Genomic DNA, 15,733 nt, shown 5'->3' with positions numbered 1-15,733 from the left:
GGCTCACCGTACGTACTCGGCGACTTCTGCCGAGCTGACGTGCCGTCCTGGACCGTGCTCGCCGCCGCCGACGAGCAGGCCGATCACGAGTAACGCGACGAGGATCGCGATGACGACGCCGGTCACTTTCACCCAGCGGGGTGTGGGTGAAGCGGGGCGTGGGCGAGAAGTTGGTTCGGTCATCAGGACTGTCCTTCCGGTGGACCGACGAGGGTGACTGCTTTTCGATACAGTATGTATTCATCAGCGACGAAATGTCTAGGACGATGTCAGAACGTATACTGCGAGGGTGCCGAAGTTGTGGAGTGAGACGATCGATGAGCACCGTCGCGCGGTGCGCGACTCGATCCTCGACACCACTGCGCGGTTGGCGATCGAGCACGGGGTGTCATCGGTGACGATGTCTCAGGTCGCCGAGCACGCGGGCATCGGGCGGGCGACCCTGTACAAGTACTTCTCCGACGTGGGTACGATCCTCGGCGCCTGGCACGAGCAGCAGGTCGGTAACCACCTGGGGCAATTGATGGAGGCAGGCGCGGCGGAGGGCGACGCTTCGCAGCGTCTGAATATCTTGCTGAGTACGTATGCGAGGGTCCTGCGCGAATCGCGCCGGCACCATGACACCGATCTCGGCGCGCTTGTTCACCACGGCGGATCACATGTTGTTCACGCCGAACAGAAGCTGCGTCAGCTGATGACCGATTCGATTGGCGCAGCTGCTGCTATCGGCGCGGTCCGGGCGGATGTACCTGCCGCTGAACTCGCGAGCTACTGCCTGCACGCATTGGACGCTGCTGTCTCGCTGTCATCGGAGGAAGCGGTGCAACGACTGCTCGGGTTCGTCAGAGCCGGATTGGATCCGGTCTGAGCTGCAGTCATCCCGCGACGCGCCGTGCTCGCCGGCCGCCGAGCACGCATATCGAGCATATCCTCAGCAATCCGGGGTAGGCCGGACCTGTAGGGGGGCGTAAGCGAGGAGGCGGTTCATCATGTCTCGACGTTCCATCATGCTTCGACGGCTCATTCCAGGTGTTGCACTGGTCGCGCTGGTCGCTACCGGCTGCGGCGATGACGATTCGGGTGATGCGGCCGCGACTTCGGCGCCTGGATTGTCGCCGAGTTCGGTCAGTGCCACTGCAGCCCCGGTCGGCACCTTCAACGACGCCGACGTCACGTTCACGCAGATGATGTACCAACATCATCAACAGGCTGTCCAGATGGCGGACCTGGTGCCGTCTCGGTCCCAAGATCAGCAGGTGATCGATCTTGCGGCCGATATCAAGGCCGCTCAGGCGCCTGAGATGGCGCAGATGCAGTCGATGCTCACGGAGTTCGGAAAGTCGGTGCCGTCGGGCGCCGACGCGATGGGACACGACATGCCGGGAATGATGTCGCCGGAGCAGATGTCGTCGCTGGAAGGCATGTCCGGACCGGAGTTCGACCGGATGTGGTTGGAAATGATGATCGACCACCACAACGGCGCGGTGCAGATGGCGCAGACCGAAATCGCCTCGGGTGCCAATCCCCAAGCCAAACAAATGGCTGAAACCATCGTGTCCACCCAGCAGCGTGAAATCGACCAGATGACGGCGATGCTCGGGCAGCGGTGATGCTGGGCTGGGGCAGGGAACTTCGTCGGTAGGTTGCGGGCTGCCGAGGATTGCGTTGGTTATGAGCGACCGTGATTTGGCTGTCGGTCGCTGTTGAGTGGTTGGTGTGTGAGGGCGTTTCGGATGGCTTCGGCTACGCATGCGGCGGCGCAGCGTGCAATGGTTCGGGCAGCGGGATGGCGGACTATTCGCAGGACTGTGGCCGTTGAGGACATGCTTGTGATCGGCTTTCCAAGAAGGGGGACGGGTCGGCAGACATTCTGCCGACCCGTCCCTTTTCGGTTCGCGGGTTACTGCGCGGTCGACTTGAACCGGCGCAGGCGCAGGCTGTTGCTCACCACGAAGACCGAGCTGAACGCCATCGCGGCGCCGGCCAGCATCGGGTTGAGCAGGCCCGCCATGGCCAGCGGGATGGCGGCCACGTTGTAGGCGAAGGCCCAGAACAGGTTGCCCTTGATCGTGGCCAGGGTGCGGCGCGACAGGCGGATCGCGTCGGCGGCGGCGCGGAGGTCGCCGCGGACCAGCGTGAGGTCGCTTGCCTCGATGGCGACGTCGGTGCCGGTGCCCATCGACAGGCCGAGATCGGCCTGGGCCAGGGCGGCCGCGTCGTTGACGCCGTCACCGACCATGGCGACGACCTTGCCCTCGGCCTGCAACCGCTTGACGGTGTCGACCTTGTCCTGCGGCAACACCTCGGCGATGACCTCGGCGATGCCGACCTCGTCGCCGATGGCGCGGGCCGCGCGGGCATTGTCACCGGTGAGCAGGATCGGCGTCAGCCCGAGCTCGCGGAACTGGGCGATGGCTTGGGCCGAGGTCGGCTTCACCGCGTCGGCGACAACCAGCACGCCGCGCGCCTTACCGTCCCAGCCGATCGCGACCGCGGTCTTGCCCGCCGACTCCGCTTCCGCCAGTACGGTTTCCAGCTTCTCGTCGAGCGGCTGCGACCAGTCGGCCAGCAGGCGCGCCCGGCCGACGACCACCGCGTGCCCGTCCACCACGCCCTGCACCCCGAGGCCCTCGACGTTGGCGAAGCCCTCGACCGGCGCCAGTGTGCCGAATTCGTCGCGTGCGCCCTTGGCGATGGCCTGTGCGATCGGGTGCTCCGACGAATCCTCCAGCGCACCAGCGAGTTCCAGCACCTTGTTACCCAGTTCACCGTCGGCGGGGATCACGTCGAGCAGCGTCATCTTGCCGGTGGTGACGGTGCCGGTCTTGTCCAGCACGATGGTGTCGACCTTGCGGGTCGATTCGAGCACCTCGGGTCCCTTGATCAGGATGCCGAGCTGCGCGCCGCGTCCGGTGCCGACCATCAGCGCGGTCGGGGTGGCCAGGCCGAGGGCGCACGGGCAGGCGATGATCAGTACCGCCACGCCCGCGGTGAAGGCTGCGGCGATGGAACCGCCTGTGCCGAGCCAGAATCCGAGGGTGGCGACGGCGAGGGCAATGACGATCGGGACGAAGATGCCGGAGATCCGGTCGGCCAGCCGCTGCGCCTGCGCCTTGCCGGTCTGCGCGTCCTCGACCAGCTGTGCCATCTGGGCGAGCTGGGTGTCGGCGCCGATCCTGGTGGCGCGCACCACGAGTCGTCCACCGACGTTCACGGTGGCGCCGGTGACGGCGTCGTCGACACCGACCTCGACCGGCACGGATTCACCGGTGAGCATGGACGCGTCGACCGCTGAGGTGCCCTCGGTGATCACGCCGTCGGTGGCGATCTTCTCGCCCGGTCGCACGATGAACTCGTCACCGACGACCAGCTGCTCCACCGGAATTCGCGTCTCGGCACCGTCGCGCAGCACGGCGACGTCCTTGGCGCCCATCTCGAGCAACGCCTTCAACGCTGCCCCCGCCCGTCGCTTGGACCGTGCTTCGAAGTACCGTCCGGCCAGGATGAACGTGGTCACGCCGGCGGCGGCTTCGAGGTAGATGCTGCCGGTGCCGTCCATCCGCGCGATGGTGAGCTCGAACGGGTGTTTCATTCCCGGCGTGCCCGCGGTGCCCCAGAACAGGGCGTACAGCGACCAGCCGAACGCGGCGAGGGTGCCCATCGACACCAGGGTGTCCATGGTGGCGGTGCCGTGCTTCAGGTTGGTCCACGCTGCCTTGTGGAAGGGCAGCGCGCCCCAGATCACGACCGGTGCGGCCAGCGTGAGCGAGAGCCATTGCCAGTTGGTGAACTGCAGTGCGGGGATCATCGCCATGGCGATCACCGGGACGGTGAGTAGTGCTGACACGATCAGCCGGGTACGAAGGGAGGCTGTCGGGTCTTCGACGACCGGTGTTTCGTCGGTCTCGGTCTTCTTCGGGGCGGGGAGTGCCGCGGTGTAACCGGCTTGCTCGACGGTGGAGATCAGTTCCTCGGGGGAGACGTCACCGGTGAAGTCGACGCGTGCCTTCTCGGTGGCGTAGTTGACGGTGGCGGTGACGCCGTCGAGCTTGTTGAGCTTCTTCTCGATCCGGTTCGCGCAGGAAGCGCAGGTCATGCCACCGATCACCAGTTCTACCTGGCCGGTGCCCGGTGGGTGTGTCACGGCGGTCATGGGGTGCTCCGTTCTTGTGTTGACAGTGATGAAGAGTTGGGGATCATTAGCTGGCTTGTCATCGAATGTTCCTGTTGTCCAGCGAAGTTCAGTGTCCGTGGCCGGGTGTTCCGTGGTTGGCGGGCGCTGGGGTCGGCGCCGCCGGTACGGCCGCAGCCTGGTTTGCGGTCGCCACACTCAGGGTGAATTCGGCGGTGCGCACCACGCCCTGGTGCTGGAAGTCCAGGAACAGCCGGTAGTCGCCGGTACTCGGTGCGTTCACCACGAAGTCGATGCCGGGACCGGCGGGGGTGGTGCCGTCGCCGGGTGTCCCTTCTGGGTGAACGTGCAGGTAGGCGAGGTCGGCGGCACGCAGGGCGACCAGGTGACCGTAGGCGCCGAGGTAGGGCTGCAGGTCGGTGACCGGTACACCGTTGCGGCTGACCGCCAGTGTCACCTTCGACGCGGTGCCCGGGGTAACCGTGCCGTTCAACGCGACCGTGTACTCGCCGACCTGCGCTGTCGTGGCGGGGGTGGGCAGCGCCTGGACGTCGTAGTTCCCGGCGACGCGCAGGTCGGTACCGAGGGTCAGATTCGACCCGCCTGCCGGGGTGAAGTCGGCGAAGACCCTGTAGTCACCGGCCCGGCTCAGATTCAACGGCACCGACCAAGTCCCGGCCGGATCGAGCACCGGATGCACGTGCTGGAAACCCGCCATATCGCGCCGCACCACGATCAGGTGCAGGTCTTTGTCGTGGCTGGTTTGGTACTTGGTGACGGGTGCTCCGGTGGCGTCGAGGATGCGGAAGGAGACCGTCGTCTGTGCTGCGGTCGTGGTGTTCGGCTTGTCCAGGGCGAGGGTGTAGCCCTGGTCGGTGACCAGCAGACCGCCGGGTAGATCGGCGGAAGGTGCACTGTCACTGGGTGCGGCGTGTCCGCCGTGTCCGGCGGGTTCACTCGCATCAGGGTCGGGGCCGATCGTCGCGCCGGCGGCGACGGCAATCCCGAAGACTGCGGCGAGGCCGAGGGCGAATCCGGCGAACTTGGTGGTGGCGTTCATCGAGAGCTCCGTACTTTCTGTCTAGCCGACGAGGGCGAGCTGACGCGTGTCACGCGGCCACTGCCGGTGCTCTGCGTCGATGACGTAGGGGTGGGTGTGCTGGTAAAGGCCGTCGCCGACGCGGATCGCATCGACGAGACGGGCGGGGTCGATGGTGCCGACCTGGTGTAGGTGGGTGATCTGCTCGGGGTCATGACGCGGCCAGGCCCGCAGCGCGACGGTGGTTCCGCCGGCGGCGAGCACCACCAGCACCACCCAGGTGGTGGTGAAACCTGCTGCGCTGGTGAGCCATCCGGCGATCGGGTAGGTGAGCAGCCAAGCCAGGTGCGACAGCGAGAACTGTGCGGCGAACAGTGCCGCACGGTCGGCGGGCTGCGACGAGCGGCGCAGGATCTGCCCGGTCGGGGTGAGTACCGCGGCGGTGCCCGCGCCGATCACGGCCCATACCGCGATCGCGGCACCCCAGCGCCACTGGCCGCCGGTGGCGGTCGACAGCGCGATGGCCGAGCTGAGTCCGAAGATCAGCGTCGCGGCGCCGGACAGCATCACCGGGCGAGCCCCGATTCGATCCAGAACCCGCGGCAGCGACAAAGCGATGACCATCGTTCCGAAACCGTTGGCGGCCAACAGTATCGCCACGCCGGTCTGGGTTCCGCCGAGGGTGTCCCGGACGTAGTTGACGGTGTTGACCATGATCACCGAACCTGCTGCGGCGACGGCCAGGTTGAGACCCAGCAGCCCGCGTAGCCTGGGGGTGGCGGCGAAGATCCGCATGCCGACCGCGATTCGTTCGCGGAAGCTGCCCTGGGTGGTAGCGCCCGCGTTGGGGATTCGAGTCGAGATCACCAGGGCGGCGGAGACCACGAAACCGATCGCGGTGCCGACGAACAGCCAGTGGAAGCTGATCAGGGTCAGCGCGGCCGCGGCCAGCATGGGGCTCAGCAGCGTTTCCATAGTCGCTGCGAGTTGGGCGGCCGAAAGGGCGCGGGTGTAGTCACGTTCGTCGGGCAGAATATCGGGGATCACCGCCTGATACGTGGGAGTGAACGCGGCCGAGGCGGTCTGCAGGACCGCGATCAGTACGTAGATCTGCCAGATCTGGTCGATGAAGGGCAGCGCCAGTACGACGCCGCCGCGAATCATGTTGAGCGAGACCAGGAACAGTCGGCGGGGGAATCGGTCGGCGTAGGCGGCCACGATCGGGGCAACGGTGACGTAGACGGCCATCTTGATGGTCAATGCGGTGCCGAGCACGGCTCCGGCATCGGCGCCGGCGAGTTCGTAGGCGAGCAGTCCGAGAGCGACCGTGGTCAGGCCGGTACCGAACAGGGCGGTCATCTGTGCGGTGAACAACCGCATGTAGTCGCGGTTGGCGAACAGTGAAGTGATCATCGGGGTTGTCCTTCTACTTCTGTGGCGGTGCGTGGCACCTGCTGAGCGGAGCTACCCGTCCAGACGCGCTGACTTCCCCGAGGATGGCCACCGTGTCATCGAGTCGGAGTCGATGACACGGTGGCGGGGGTGTCAGTTCTGGACGAGTTCGTAGCCGAGGGTCTCGACGGTGTCCTGGATCAGCGCGTCGTCGATCGCGCCTGCGCCGATGACGGTCATCCGGCCGGTGGCGAGTTCGATGTCGACACCGTTGATGCCGTCGAGCTTGCCGATCTCGTTCTTGACCTTACCGACGCAGCTGCCACAGGACATGCCCGAAACGACGTAGGTGCTGGTGCTGTTGTTGGTGCTCATGACCGGTTGTCTCCTTGTGCTTCAGGGGCGTTCCGAGAACAGACGATACGACAGACGGATCTCGTTGTCTACCCCTAGGGGGTATGCGTATGAGTTACTACCAGTACCCCCAAGGGGTATGTATGGTGACGGCATGACAAAGTTGAATCGGATCGTCGTTGTCGGAGCTTCGCTGGCGGGACTGCGCGCAGTGCAGGCGCTACGCGCTGCGGATTTCGCCGGTGACATCACCTTGATCGGCGCGGAAGACCACGCACCCTATAACCGGCCGCCCCTGTCGAAAAGCGTCCTGGACGGCGACGACGACATCACCCTGCCCGGCGCGGAACAGCTCGACGACGATTGGCTGCGCAACCGGCGAGCCACTGCGCTGCGCACCGACGAACGCCTGGTCGTACTCGATGACGGCTCGGAAATCGCCTTCGATGGACTGATCGTGGCGACCGGCGCAAGCCCGCGCCGCTTCGATGCCCAGCCCGCCGGCGTGCACAGCCTTCGAACTGTCGACGATGCTCTCGCCTTGCGGACCGAGCTGGCGGCCGCACCCGGTCACGTCACGGTGATCGGCGGCGGCTTCATCGGCAGCGAGGTGGCCTCCACGGCGCGACGCCAGGGAATCTCGGTCACTCTGGTCGACGCCGGATCTCACCCCATGACCGCGACATTGGGGTCGCGCGGCGCGCAATGGCTCGCCCGACACCACGAGCGCCACGGCGTCGATCTCGTGTCCGGGGTTCGAGCCGTCGGCTTCGACGGTGAAAGCCGCGCGAGCGCAGTGCTATTGAGTGACGGCCGTCGAATTCCCACTGACGTCGTCGTCGCGGGCACGGGAGTCGAACCGAATACCGACTGGATGCGCGAGAGTGGGCTGAAGCTCGACAACGGCGTCGTCTGCACCAGTTCGCTGTTCGCCGAAGGGGAATCGTCGATCGTCGCTGCCGGCGATGTCGCCCGCTGGTCGCACCCGCTCTACGGCGGCGAGCTCGTCCGCGTCGAACACTGGGCCAACGCCAATGAACAGGGAGCTCTGGCCGCTCGCAACCTCCTCGCCGGGCCCGCCGAAGCCGAAACATACGCGGCAGTACCGTCTTTCGCGACGCATGTTCACGGTGCCCGCATTCAGGTCGCGGGCATGCCTGCACTCGCAGACGAGGAGCGTGTTCTTCTCGACGAGTCGGCCGAGGACCGCCTTTTGGTTGCGTTCTTCTCGCGCGGCATCCTTGTCGGCGCGGTAGCGGTGAACGCGCCGAAGGATCTCATCCGACTGAAGCGCGCCATTGCTGCGCGCACCTCGAGTGACGAGGTCGCGGCTTGACGGACCGAATGCGTCGAGGGCCGTAGCCGAACCGGCGCGGTACCGCGATCTGCCTCCCTGTGGATGGGGTGACGCCTCAAATCGTCGCCCCATCTCAGATGCGTTGACAAAGCTGCGAGGAACCGGCTAAATACTAATCTACTTAGTAGATATGAACGGAAGGTTCGTGTGATTCGGCGGCCCGCATCTCTGACACCCGAGGGGGTGTCCGCTCGAACGAGCGCGGGCGCGACCTGCCCTCCTCAGCGTGTCGTGTCGAGGCGTATTCCGCCGACCGCGATGGTGGTGCCGGTGATGCGCTATTACGCATCGCGTGTTCTGCGGCCGATGATCACCTCGCTACGGACCACGCCGCGTGTCACCCTCGCCGGTCGGGCATCCTGTGGAGAACCGGTCACCCTGCGCCCTCAGCGACTGTCCGACGCTTCTACCTGGCGCGAGATTCGAATCGCCGACCGCCTCGCGATCGAGCCGTTCTGGGTGACGGACAAGCGTGGCTGGGAGGCGCGCCACCGTGAGCGGATATGGATTCACGAGTGGCTGTGGTCGAGGTCGGAGGCGAAGGCCGGCCGAATCGTGCGCACCGTGATCGAGGTCGATGGCCAATTCGCCGGGCAGTGTGACCTGTGGATACACGACGAGCGCGGCGAGCTCAGTATCTGGGTCGATTCACGACTGACCGGACGCGGCATCGCGGGCGCTGCAGCTCGTCTGCTCATCGGCTACGGCTTCGACCAACTGGGTCTCGCGCGGGTCACGGCGCCGATCGATGTGGACAATGCCCGTTCGGCTCGATTGGCCCGCCGGATCGGTTTGGTGCGCGAGGGAACGATGATCAGCTACCTCAGCGTCGGTGGCAGACGCCGCGACCACGATCTCTGGGCGGTTTCCGCGCAGGCTTGGACGCGACAGTCGTCTGCTGAACTAGGTGGAGGTGGTGAGACGCCGAATGTGCGACCGAGCGGTCCGGATGACGTCTTCTAATACGTAGAGATATAGTATGTGTTGGCACGCCGGACGCCGCCGCGGCACGGTCGAGCGGAGAACGGGAGAACGACGATGGGTCATCGCTTCGGAGAGCTGGAAGCGGTTGTGATGGATCGCGTCTGGTCGGCCGACGACACCATCACCGTCCGGCAGGTCTACGACGACTTGCTGCGTGACCGGGACATCGCGTACACGACCGTCATGACGACCATGGACAACCTGCACCGCAAAGGTTGGCTCGAGCGGGAACGTCTCGGCAAGGCATACACCTACTGGGCCACCATGACGCGGGAGCAGTACAGCGCGAAGCTGATGCGCGACGCACTCGGCGACGGTGGCCGTTCCGATCTGGTGCTGGCTCACTTCATCGATCAGATCACCGAAGATGAATCGAACGCACTACGAACTGTGCTGCGGGGATTGACTTCTCGGCGGAAAAAGGACTGAACCGCACGATCCTGAGTTGCCGTGGTCCAAGCCGGAGATGGTAATTCGACCGCACGTTCCACGACTACGATGCGAAATCGGCAACCGCGTGGCCGCGAGAGTATCCGTGATCTACTATTTGACTTAGTAGTTTGCCGAGCGGTGGAAGAGGCGCAGTTGTGACGATCTCGCAGTGGCCGGTTCAACGGTGGTTGGTGGCGCTGGCCGTGGCAACGGTGGTCGCTGCGGTGGTGGGCATTCCCACCGGGGTGATACAGACGCCGTTCTACACGCGCATGACTCCGGTGCTGTGGTGGAACTACCCGATCTGGCTGCTCACCGCGGTACTCAGTGGTCTCGTCGCAGCGACCTACGTACGAAGTAAGATGCCGTCGACCACGCGTTCGGCGGGGCTGTTCGCCACGCTCGCATCGGCATTCGCCGTCGGTTGCCCGGTGTGTAACAAGCTGATCGTGGCAATGCTGGGAGTCAGTGGCGCGCTCAGCATCTGGGCGCCTCTGCAGCCGGTTATCGCAGTGGCGTCGCTGTCGCTCTTGGTATGGGCGCTGCGTCGAAGGCTGATGGGCGAGCGAGCGTGCACGGCACCCGCGCCGGTGGTCATGGACGCTGGCGAAGCAGATCCTGTGCGTCGGTAATCCCCGTGTCAGTCCCGCGAATTACGTACCGAAATAGTACTGTCACTCGCGGGGGAAGCAGGAGGTGACCGGCGATGCTCAATCTGCTCATAGTCCTTGCGGTGGTGGGGGCTTCGACGGCGTTGTTGTACGCGGCGGGCCGCGCGGGGCAATCGGCACCGATCGCGACAGATGTCGCGCCTTTTCTGTCGGGCGCGAAGGCCGCCGAGCACGCTGTGTCGCGCTATCACGTGCGCTGGTACACGATCACGATGATCTTCCTGGCTTTCGACATGGAAATGGCGTTCATGTATCCGTGGTCGGTCGTAGTCGCTGATCTCGGGGCCATGGCGGTCGCCGAGATGTTCGGATTCCTGGCCGTGCTGATGATCGCGGTCGTCTATGCCTGGCGGGAGGGAGCGCTGCGATGGGTCTGAACTCCTGGTTGCGTGCCCGAGCTGCCGTTGCGCCGTTCGTGGTGACCGCCCCTGGTGGTACCTCCGTACGCCTGGCGATTGAACGCGAGATCCGCGAACACGGTTTGCGCCAGGTGAGCAGTCCAGCTGCGGCCGACCTGCTGCTCGTCGCGGGGCCGGCCGACGAGGAATTCGACTCCCATGTCACGCGGATCTTCGACAGCATGTCACTGCCCCAACATCGCGTGCGGATCACCGAACCCGATTCTGCCGCAACAGAAATCGGCGCTGCGATCGTTCGTCTGCGTGCTGGAGGCGCTGCTGTCTCACCACCGTCGGACCCCGAATCCGTGGACGGTCCGCACCACCAGCACAACAGGGCAAGTGGTCACGACGCTGAGCAGGCGCGAGTGCACGAGCATGCTGAGGTGCATGAGCAAATGCAGCACGCCGCAGGGCATGCGCACATGGGGCACGCTGCGGAACATGAGCACGTGGAGCACGCCGCTGAACACGAGCACGGGGAGCACGCTGCGGAACACGAGCACATGGGGCACGCCGCGGGCGGTGCGGCGCACGGTGGGCACGACCACGATATGGGCATGATGATGCCGGGTGGGCTGGCGATGGCTGATCGGGCGGATGATCGGGACGGTCTGAAGCTCGATGTGCTGACGGTTGCGCTGGGACCGGTGCTTGCCTGGTGGCCCGCAGGTCTGACCGTTGTCACACGATGGCAGGGCGATATCGTCTGCGACGCAACAGTGTCAGTTCTCAGGGCACCATCCGGCACCCTGCCCTTCTGGTTGCAGCCGTGGCTGCGCGCAGGGTCGGTCGACGCAGACGAACGACGACGATGGCGAACGGCACGCGCACTGGACTCGGCCTCGACGCTGCTGACGGTGGCGGGATGGTCGGATGCGGCGACGACTGCGCGCCGATTGCGGGACGAATTGCTGGTCGGTGACGTGTCCGGGGGCGGCGAGGTGCGGCTGCGCCGTTGGGCACGTCGGGTCGCGGGCTCGCGGGCGCTGAGGTGGTCGTTGCGTGATGTCGGAAGAATCGCTGCAGGACCAGGCGTGCCGCCGGAGGTGGTAGGCGACGTGCGTGACCGGCTGCTGCGCTGGATAACCGAGACGGACTCGGCGCACCGACACGAGGAAAAGGCCACAGAGCCGGACGGATTCGTCGATGCCCAGATCGCTCGATGCCAGTGGATCGTCAACACGTTGCCGACACTGCTGTCCGGAACGGAACTAGCGGAGGCCCGCTTGATCGTGGCCAGTCTCGACCCCGACATCGAAATGCTGACCGCGGCAGTTTCGGAGGCGACGCATGGTTGACTCCGCTCCCTGGTGGCAAGCTGCGTTATTGCCGGTAGCCGTGGTGGCGTTCGCTTTCGCCGTCGAGGTCTGCCAGGGGATACTCAACGCGCGAGTCGCCGGAACTTCCGCACCGGTTGCCGCGTTCGCACCGGCGCGGTCTGTCGCACTTCTACTCACCCAGCAGCGCCGCCGGATCGTCGGTGCTGATGTATTGCTGTGGCGTTGTGCAGGATTGGTACTGCTGACCGCCGGTGTGCTCACCGCGGCGCTCGTGCCGGTCGGTCATCGCGTGGTGCTGGGCGGTAGCGTGTCGCTCGCGTGGTTCAATGCGGTCGAGATCCTCTCCTGGGCAGCGGTGTGGTTGGCCGGCTGGGGCGCAAACTCGGCCTTCTCTCTCGTGGGTGGGTATCGCTTCGTCGCGCAGGGCCTTGCCTATGAGTTGCCGCATATGTTCGCGTTGATCTGCGCCGCGGTGGCCGCCGAGTCGCTCGACATCTCCGACATCGTTGCCGCACAGCAGGACCGGTGGTTCGTCGTCATCATGCCGGTGGCTTTTCTGATCTATCTGCTCTCGGTACCCGCCATGTCCTTCACCGCGCCCTTCGACGCTCCGGTGGGTTCGGATATCGCTGGTGGCGTGTTCGCCGAGGTATCGGGGGTCGACCGCCTGGTGCTGACCGTGGGTCGCCGGGTGCTGTTCGTAGCGGCCGCGGCCATGGCGGTGCCGTTGTTTCTGGGCGGTGGCGCAGGTCCGTGGTTGCCGGGCTGGCTGTGGTCACTGGTGAAGACACTGCTTGTGCTGGCCGCGCTGATCTGGCTCGGGCGCCGCTGGCCGACGATCAGGATGTCGCGCTACATGGAGGTCGCCTGGATCGTCTTGCTTCCGCTGATTCTGTTGCAGGCGTTGGTGGTGTCGATCGTGATGATTCGCTGAGGAGGAGCCAACGATGTGGGCGCAGGTGATCTTCTGGGTGTGTGCGGTCGGGGCGGTCGCGACCGGGCTCGCGGTATTCCGGGTCGATTCGATGGCGCGTGCGACTTTCGCGTTGCTCCTGTCGTTCTGCTTCGCCGCAGGCACCATATTTCTGGTCGACCTGGCCTACCTCGGTGTGCTCGTCGTCCTGATGATGATCATGGAGATGGTCATCATGGTGGTGTTCATGATCATGTACATGATGAACCCCGCCGGGTTGATGCCGATGTCGATGGTGCACAACCAGAAAGCGTCGCTGGGCATTTCGGTGGTGGTCTTTCTCGGGCTGGCCAGCGTCGCGGTGCTGGTCGACTGGCCCGAACGGGAACAACCGCTGCCCGATGACCCGACGGTTCAGCTCGGTGAGGCCATCATGGGCTCGAAGATGCTGGTGATGATCGTGGTCGGGCTGGTGCTGTTCGCCACGATCGTGTCGACAGTGGTGCTGGCAACCCATCGCGGTCGCTACGACCGCTACGGCGACCGGCTCGATCGGCGCATCCCCGACGATCCCGTCGAAGGAGGAGTCGGCCGATGAATCTACCGGAGTTCTTGCTGCTCGCCGCGGCCCTGTTCAGCATCGGGCTCTACGGAGTGCTGTCTCAGCAGTCCATCGTGATGATCATGATGGGCGTGGAACTGATGATCAACGCCGTCATCGTCGCCGCAGTCGCGTTCTGGTACTTCGCCTGGCCATCGGCCGACCCCCAAGTGCTCGTGTTGGTCGCGATGACCGCCATGGCGGTGGAGATGGCGGCCGGGTTCGCCGTCACGACGGCCATTTTCCGGGCCCGCGACATCGACATGGTCGACATGGCCGACGAACTGAAGGGCTGAGGCGATGCTGTGGTCGCTGATCGCGCTGCCGGGTCTGGTCGGCGTGGCACTGCTGCTGGGCGGCCGCCGCGTCGACCACGTCGCGCCGATGCTCGGGGTCACGGTCGCGGCGGTAAGTACGGTGCTGGCTGTGCTCGCCGCCGTCGACCGGCCGAGTGGGTCGGCTCCGCTGCTGGCAGGAATTCCGTTCGTGGTGGGGGTGGACGGGCTGTCGGCGGTCATGATCGTCACCGTCGCCGCGGTGACCACCGCCGTGCTGGTGTTCGCGACCGGTGACCTGGGCGCCGATCAACCACGTGCCCGGTTCTACGGACTCATGCTTGTCTTCGCCGCCGCCATGCTGACCACGGTGGTGGCGCGGAACATCGTCACGTTGCTGATGGCGTGGGAGATCATGGGTACCGCGTCCTACGCACTGATCGGTTTTCATTGGCGTGACGACTATCGCGTGTCCTCCGGTCTGGTGGCGTTCCTGACCACCCGCACCGGCGATGTCGGTCTCTATCTCGCCGCCGGTGCTCTGTTGGCAGGCGGAGACGGCGCTCTCGCGATGGGTTCCGCCGCCGGTGTCGAGGGCGGATGGCGCGACGTCGCGGCCGCCGGGGTCCTGCTGGCCGCACTGGGCAAATCCGCGCAACTGCCGTTCAGCTTCTGGCTCTCACGCGCGATGTCGGGCCCCAGTCCGGTGTCGGCGCTGTTGCACTCCGCCACGATGGTTGCTGCGGGGGCGTACCTGCTCCTACGGATGTACCCTCTGCTCGAGTCCACCGCGTGGGCCGGTCCGACTACGGCTTGGATCGGAGTCGCCACCGCGATCGTGCTCGGCGCCGTAGCGGTCTGCCAGGCCGACGTGAAACAGCTGCTCGCCGCGTCTACCTGCGCCCAAGTCGGCTTCATCGTCGTTGCCGCCGGCGTCGGCGGCATCGCGGCGGGGACAGGACAACTCGTCGCCCACGCCGCGACGAAGAGTCTGCTGTTCCTCTGTGCGGGTGCGTGGCTCTCGGCGCTGGGAACCAAACAGCTCACGGGCCTGCGAGGGGTGGCGCGGACCTATCCCGTCGTCGGGGTGACCTTCACCATCGGTGCCCTCAGCCTGGCGGGCGTGCCGCCGTTTGCGCTGTGGCCGACCAAAGATGCCGTACTCGCCGCAGCCCGATCTGATTCGGTCGCGCTGTATCTGGCCGGCATGGTCGCCGCGGTGCTCAGCGCGGTGTACGCGGGTCGCGCACTCGTGCTCGTGTGGTCCCGGCCGACCGGTGACACCGAAAGCTTCAGGGATACCGAGGAAGCCGGAACTCGTCGGGTGAACTCCTCCGAACGGCTGTCGCTGGTGGTGCTGGCTACCGTCACCGCGGTAGGGGGAGCCGCCGTACTGCCCTCTGTGCGTGACAGATTCGCCGACATCATCGACGGGGGAGCGATGGTCGAAGCCACCTGGTGGGAACTGAGCGTGTCGGGTCTTGTTGCGGTGGTGACCGTGCTGATCGTGCGCGCGTTGATCCTTCGTCGCGGCGACCTTCCCGCACCGGCGCTGGCTGTCGACTGGTTCGGGCTGGAGAAGGCTGCGCACTACGCGGTGGTCGTGCCGACGCTCACCGCGGCGCGATGGCTGGCCGATTTCGACGACCGAGTGCTCAACCGTGGCGTATATGCCACGGCCACCACAACTCTGGCGATCTCTCACGAACTCGATCAGCGCGTGGAGAAACCACTCGAGGCGGCGGTGCGCGATACCGGCACCGCGGCACGCGATGTGGGGCGATGGGCACGCCGCCCGGAAACGGGCCAGGTGCACCAGTACTACGCCCAAGCGGTGGTAGGACTCCTGCTGCTCGCTGTGATTGTGCTGACCCTGCGATGAACCACGTTGCCACAGTGACG

General features: G+C 65.6%; 17 protein-coding genes. 12 read left to right on the top strand and 5 right to left on the bottom strand.

Features of this window, described 5'->3' with window-relative positions:
- Positions 1-3 precede the first annotated feature (3 nt).
- Positions 4-183 carry a hypothetical protein gene (locus NS1_RS19730; protein WP_062986728.1) on the bottom strand — a complete coding sequence of 60 codons (180 nt, stop codon included), beginning with the start codon at positions 181-183 and terminating at the stop codon, positions 4-6.
- Positions 184-289: 106 nt separating this feature from the next.
- On the opposite strand from NS1_RS19730, the gene NS1_RS19725 reads away from it, so the two are divergent.
- Together NS1_RS19725 and NS1_RS19720 are read left to right on the top strand one after the other, a co-directional pair.
- Entirely contained in the window at positions 290-868 is a 579-nt protein-coding gene (locus tag NS1_RS19725; protein ID WP_062986726.1) for a TetR/AcrR family transcriptional regulator, read from the top strand.
- 121 nt (positions 869-989) lie between these two features.
- Positions 990-1,610: a DUF305 domain-containing protein gene (locus tag NS1_RS19720; RefSeq protein ID WP_084503844.1), complete on the top strand. Its 621-nt coding sequence runs from the start codon at positions 990-992 to the stop codon at positions 1,608-1,610.
- A 290-nt stretch (positions 1,611-1,900) separates the two neighbouring features.
- Here the strand turns inward: NS1_RS19720 and NS1_RS19715 are convergent, their stop codons facing one another.
- From NS1_RS19715 to NS1_RS19700, 4 genes are all read right to left on the bottom strand, one after another.
- On the bottom strand, positions 1,901-4,153 hold the full coding sequence (locus NS1_RS19715) for a heavy metal translocating P-type ATPase (RefSeq protein WP_062986724.1): 2,253 nt from the start codon (positions 4,151-4,153) through the stop codon (positions 1,901-1,903).
- 88 nt (positions 4,154-4,241) lie between these two features.
- Positions 4,242-5,192 carry a DUF8832 domain-containing protein gene (locus NS1_RS19710; protein ID WP_062986722.1) on the bottom strand — a complete coding sequence of 317 codons (951 nt, stop codon included), beginning with the start codon at positions 5,190-5,192 and terminating at the stop codon, positions 4,242-4,244.
- Between the two features lie 21 nt (positions 5,193-5,213).
- Positions 5,214-6,584, bottom strand: a complete 1,371-nt coding sequence (locus tag NS1_RS19705) for an MFS transporter (protein WP_062986720.1) — start codon at positions 6,582-6,584, stop codon at positions 5,214-5,216.
- Between the two features lie 132 nt (positions 6,585-6,716).
- Entirely contained in the window at positions 6,717-6,938 is a 222-nt protein-coding gene (locus NS1_RS19700; RefSeq protein WP_062986718.1) for a heavy-metal-associated domain-containing protein, read from the bottom strand.
- On the opposite strand from NS1_RS19700, the gene NS1_RS19695 reads away from it, so the two are divergent.
- The 10 genes from NS1_RS19695 (at position 6,913) to NS1_RS19640 (ending at position 15,713) form a co-directional block, all read left to right on the top strand.
- Positions 6,913-8,253 carry an NAD(P)/FAD-dependent oxidoreductase gene (locus NS1_RS19695; RefSeq protein ID WP_255284608.1) on the top strand — a complete coding sequence of 447 codons (1,341 nt, stop codon included), beginning with the start codon at positions 6,913-6,915 and terminating at the stop codon, positions 8,251-8,253. The genes NS1_RS19700 and NS1_RS19695 overlap by 26 nt on opposite strands.
- A gap of 252 nt (positions 8,254-8,505) precedes the next feature.
- Entirely contained in the window at positions 8,506-9,237 is a 732-nt protein-coding gene (locus NS1_RS19690) for a GNAT family N-acetyltransferase (RefSeq protein WP_255284607.1), read from the top strand.
- A 75-nt stretch (positions 9,238-9,312) separates the two neighbouring features.
- Positions 9,313-9,687 carry a BlaI/MecI/CopY family transcriptional regulator gene (locus NS1_RS19685; protein ID WP_062986716.1) on the top strand — a complete coding sequence of 125 codons (375 nt, stop codon included), beginning with the start codon at positions 9,313-9,315 and terminating at the stop codon, positions 9,685-9,687.
- A 158-nt stretch (positions 9,688-9,845) separates the two neighbouring features.
- Positions 9,846-10,322, top strand: a complete 477-nt coding sequence (locus NS1_RS19680) for a hypothetical protein (protein WP_255284606.1) — start codon at positions 9,846-9,848, stop codon at positions 10,320-10,322.
- A 74-nt stretch (positions 10,323-10,396) separates the two neighbouring features.
- A complete protein-coding gene (locus NS1_RS19675; RefSeq protein ID WP_084503843.1) occupies positions 10,397-10,738 on the top strand; it encodes an NADH-quinone oxidoreductase subunit A in 342 nt (113 codons plus the stop codon).
- The gene (locus NS1_RS40135; RefSeq protein ID WP_063816200.1) at positions 10,729-12,060 is read left to right on the top strand and encodes a hypothetical protein; all 1,332 of its coding nucleotides are present in this window, start codon (positions 10,729-10,731) and stop codon (positions 12,058-12,060) included. Before NS1_RS19675 ends, NS1_RS40135 begins: the two co-directional genes overlap by 10 nt.
- Complete coding sequence (locus NS1_RS19655) at positions 12,053-12,976, top strand: complex I subunit 1 family protein (RefSeq protein ID WP_062986708.1); 924 nt, start codon at positions 12,053-12,055, stop codon at positions 12,974-12,976. Before NS1_RS40135 ends, NS1_RS19655 begins: the two co-directional genes overlap by 8 nt.
- Before the next feature lie 13 nt (positions 12,977-12,989).
- Entirely contained in the window at positions 12,990-13,553 is a 564-nt protein-coding gene (locus tag NS1_RS19650; RefSeq protein ID WP_062986707.1) for an NADH-quinone oxidoreductase subunit J, read from the top strand.
- Positions 13,550-13,852, top strand: a complete 303-nt coding sequence (nuoK, locus tag NS1_RS19645; RefSeq protein ID WP_062986705.1) for an NADH-quinone oxidoreductase subunit NuoK — start codon at positions 13,550-13,552, stop codon at positions 13,850-13,852. Before NS1_RS19650 ends, nuoK begins: the two co-directional genes overlap by 4 nt.
- Positions 13,853-13,856: 4 nt before the next feature.
- Positions 13,857-15,713 carry an NADH-quinone oxidoreductase subunit 5 family protein gene (locus tag NS1_RS19640; RefSeq protein ID WP_062986703.1) on the top strand — a complete coding sequence of 619 codons (1,857 nt, stop codon included), beginning with the start codon at positions 13,857-13,859 and terminating at the stop codon, positions 15,711-15,713.
- Positions 15,714-15,733: the final 20 nt, after the last annotated feature.

This window comes from Nocardia salmonicida NBRC 13393 (assembly GCF_001613085.1).
GTDB classification, from domain to species: domain Bacteria; phylum Actinomycetota; class Actinomycetes; order Mycobacteriales; family Mycobacteriaceae; genus Nocardia; species Nocardia salmonicida.
Note: the sequence above shows the minus strand (reverse complement) of the source record. Positions and strands in the feature narration are given on the sequence as shown.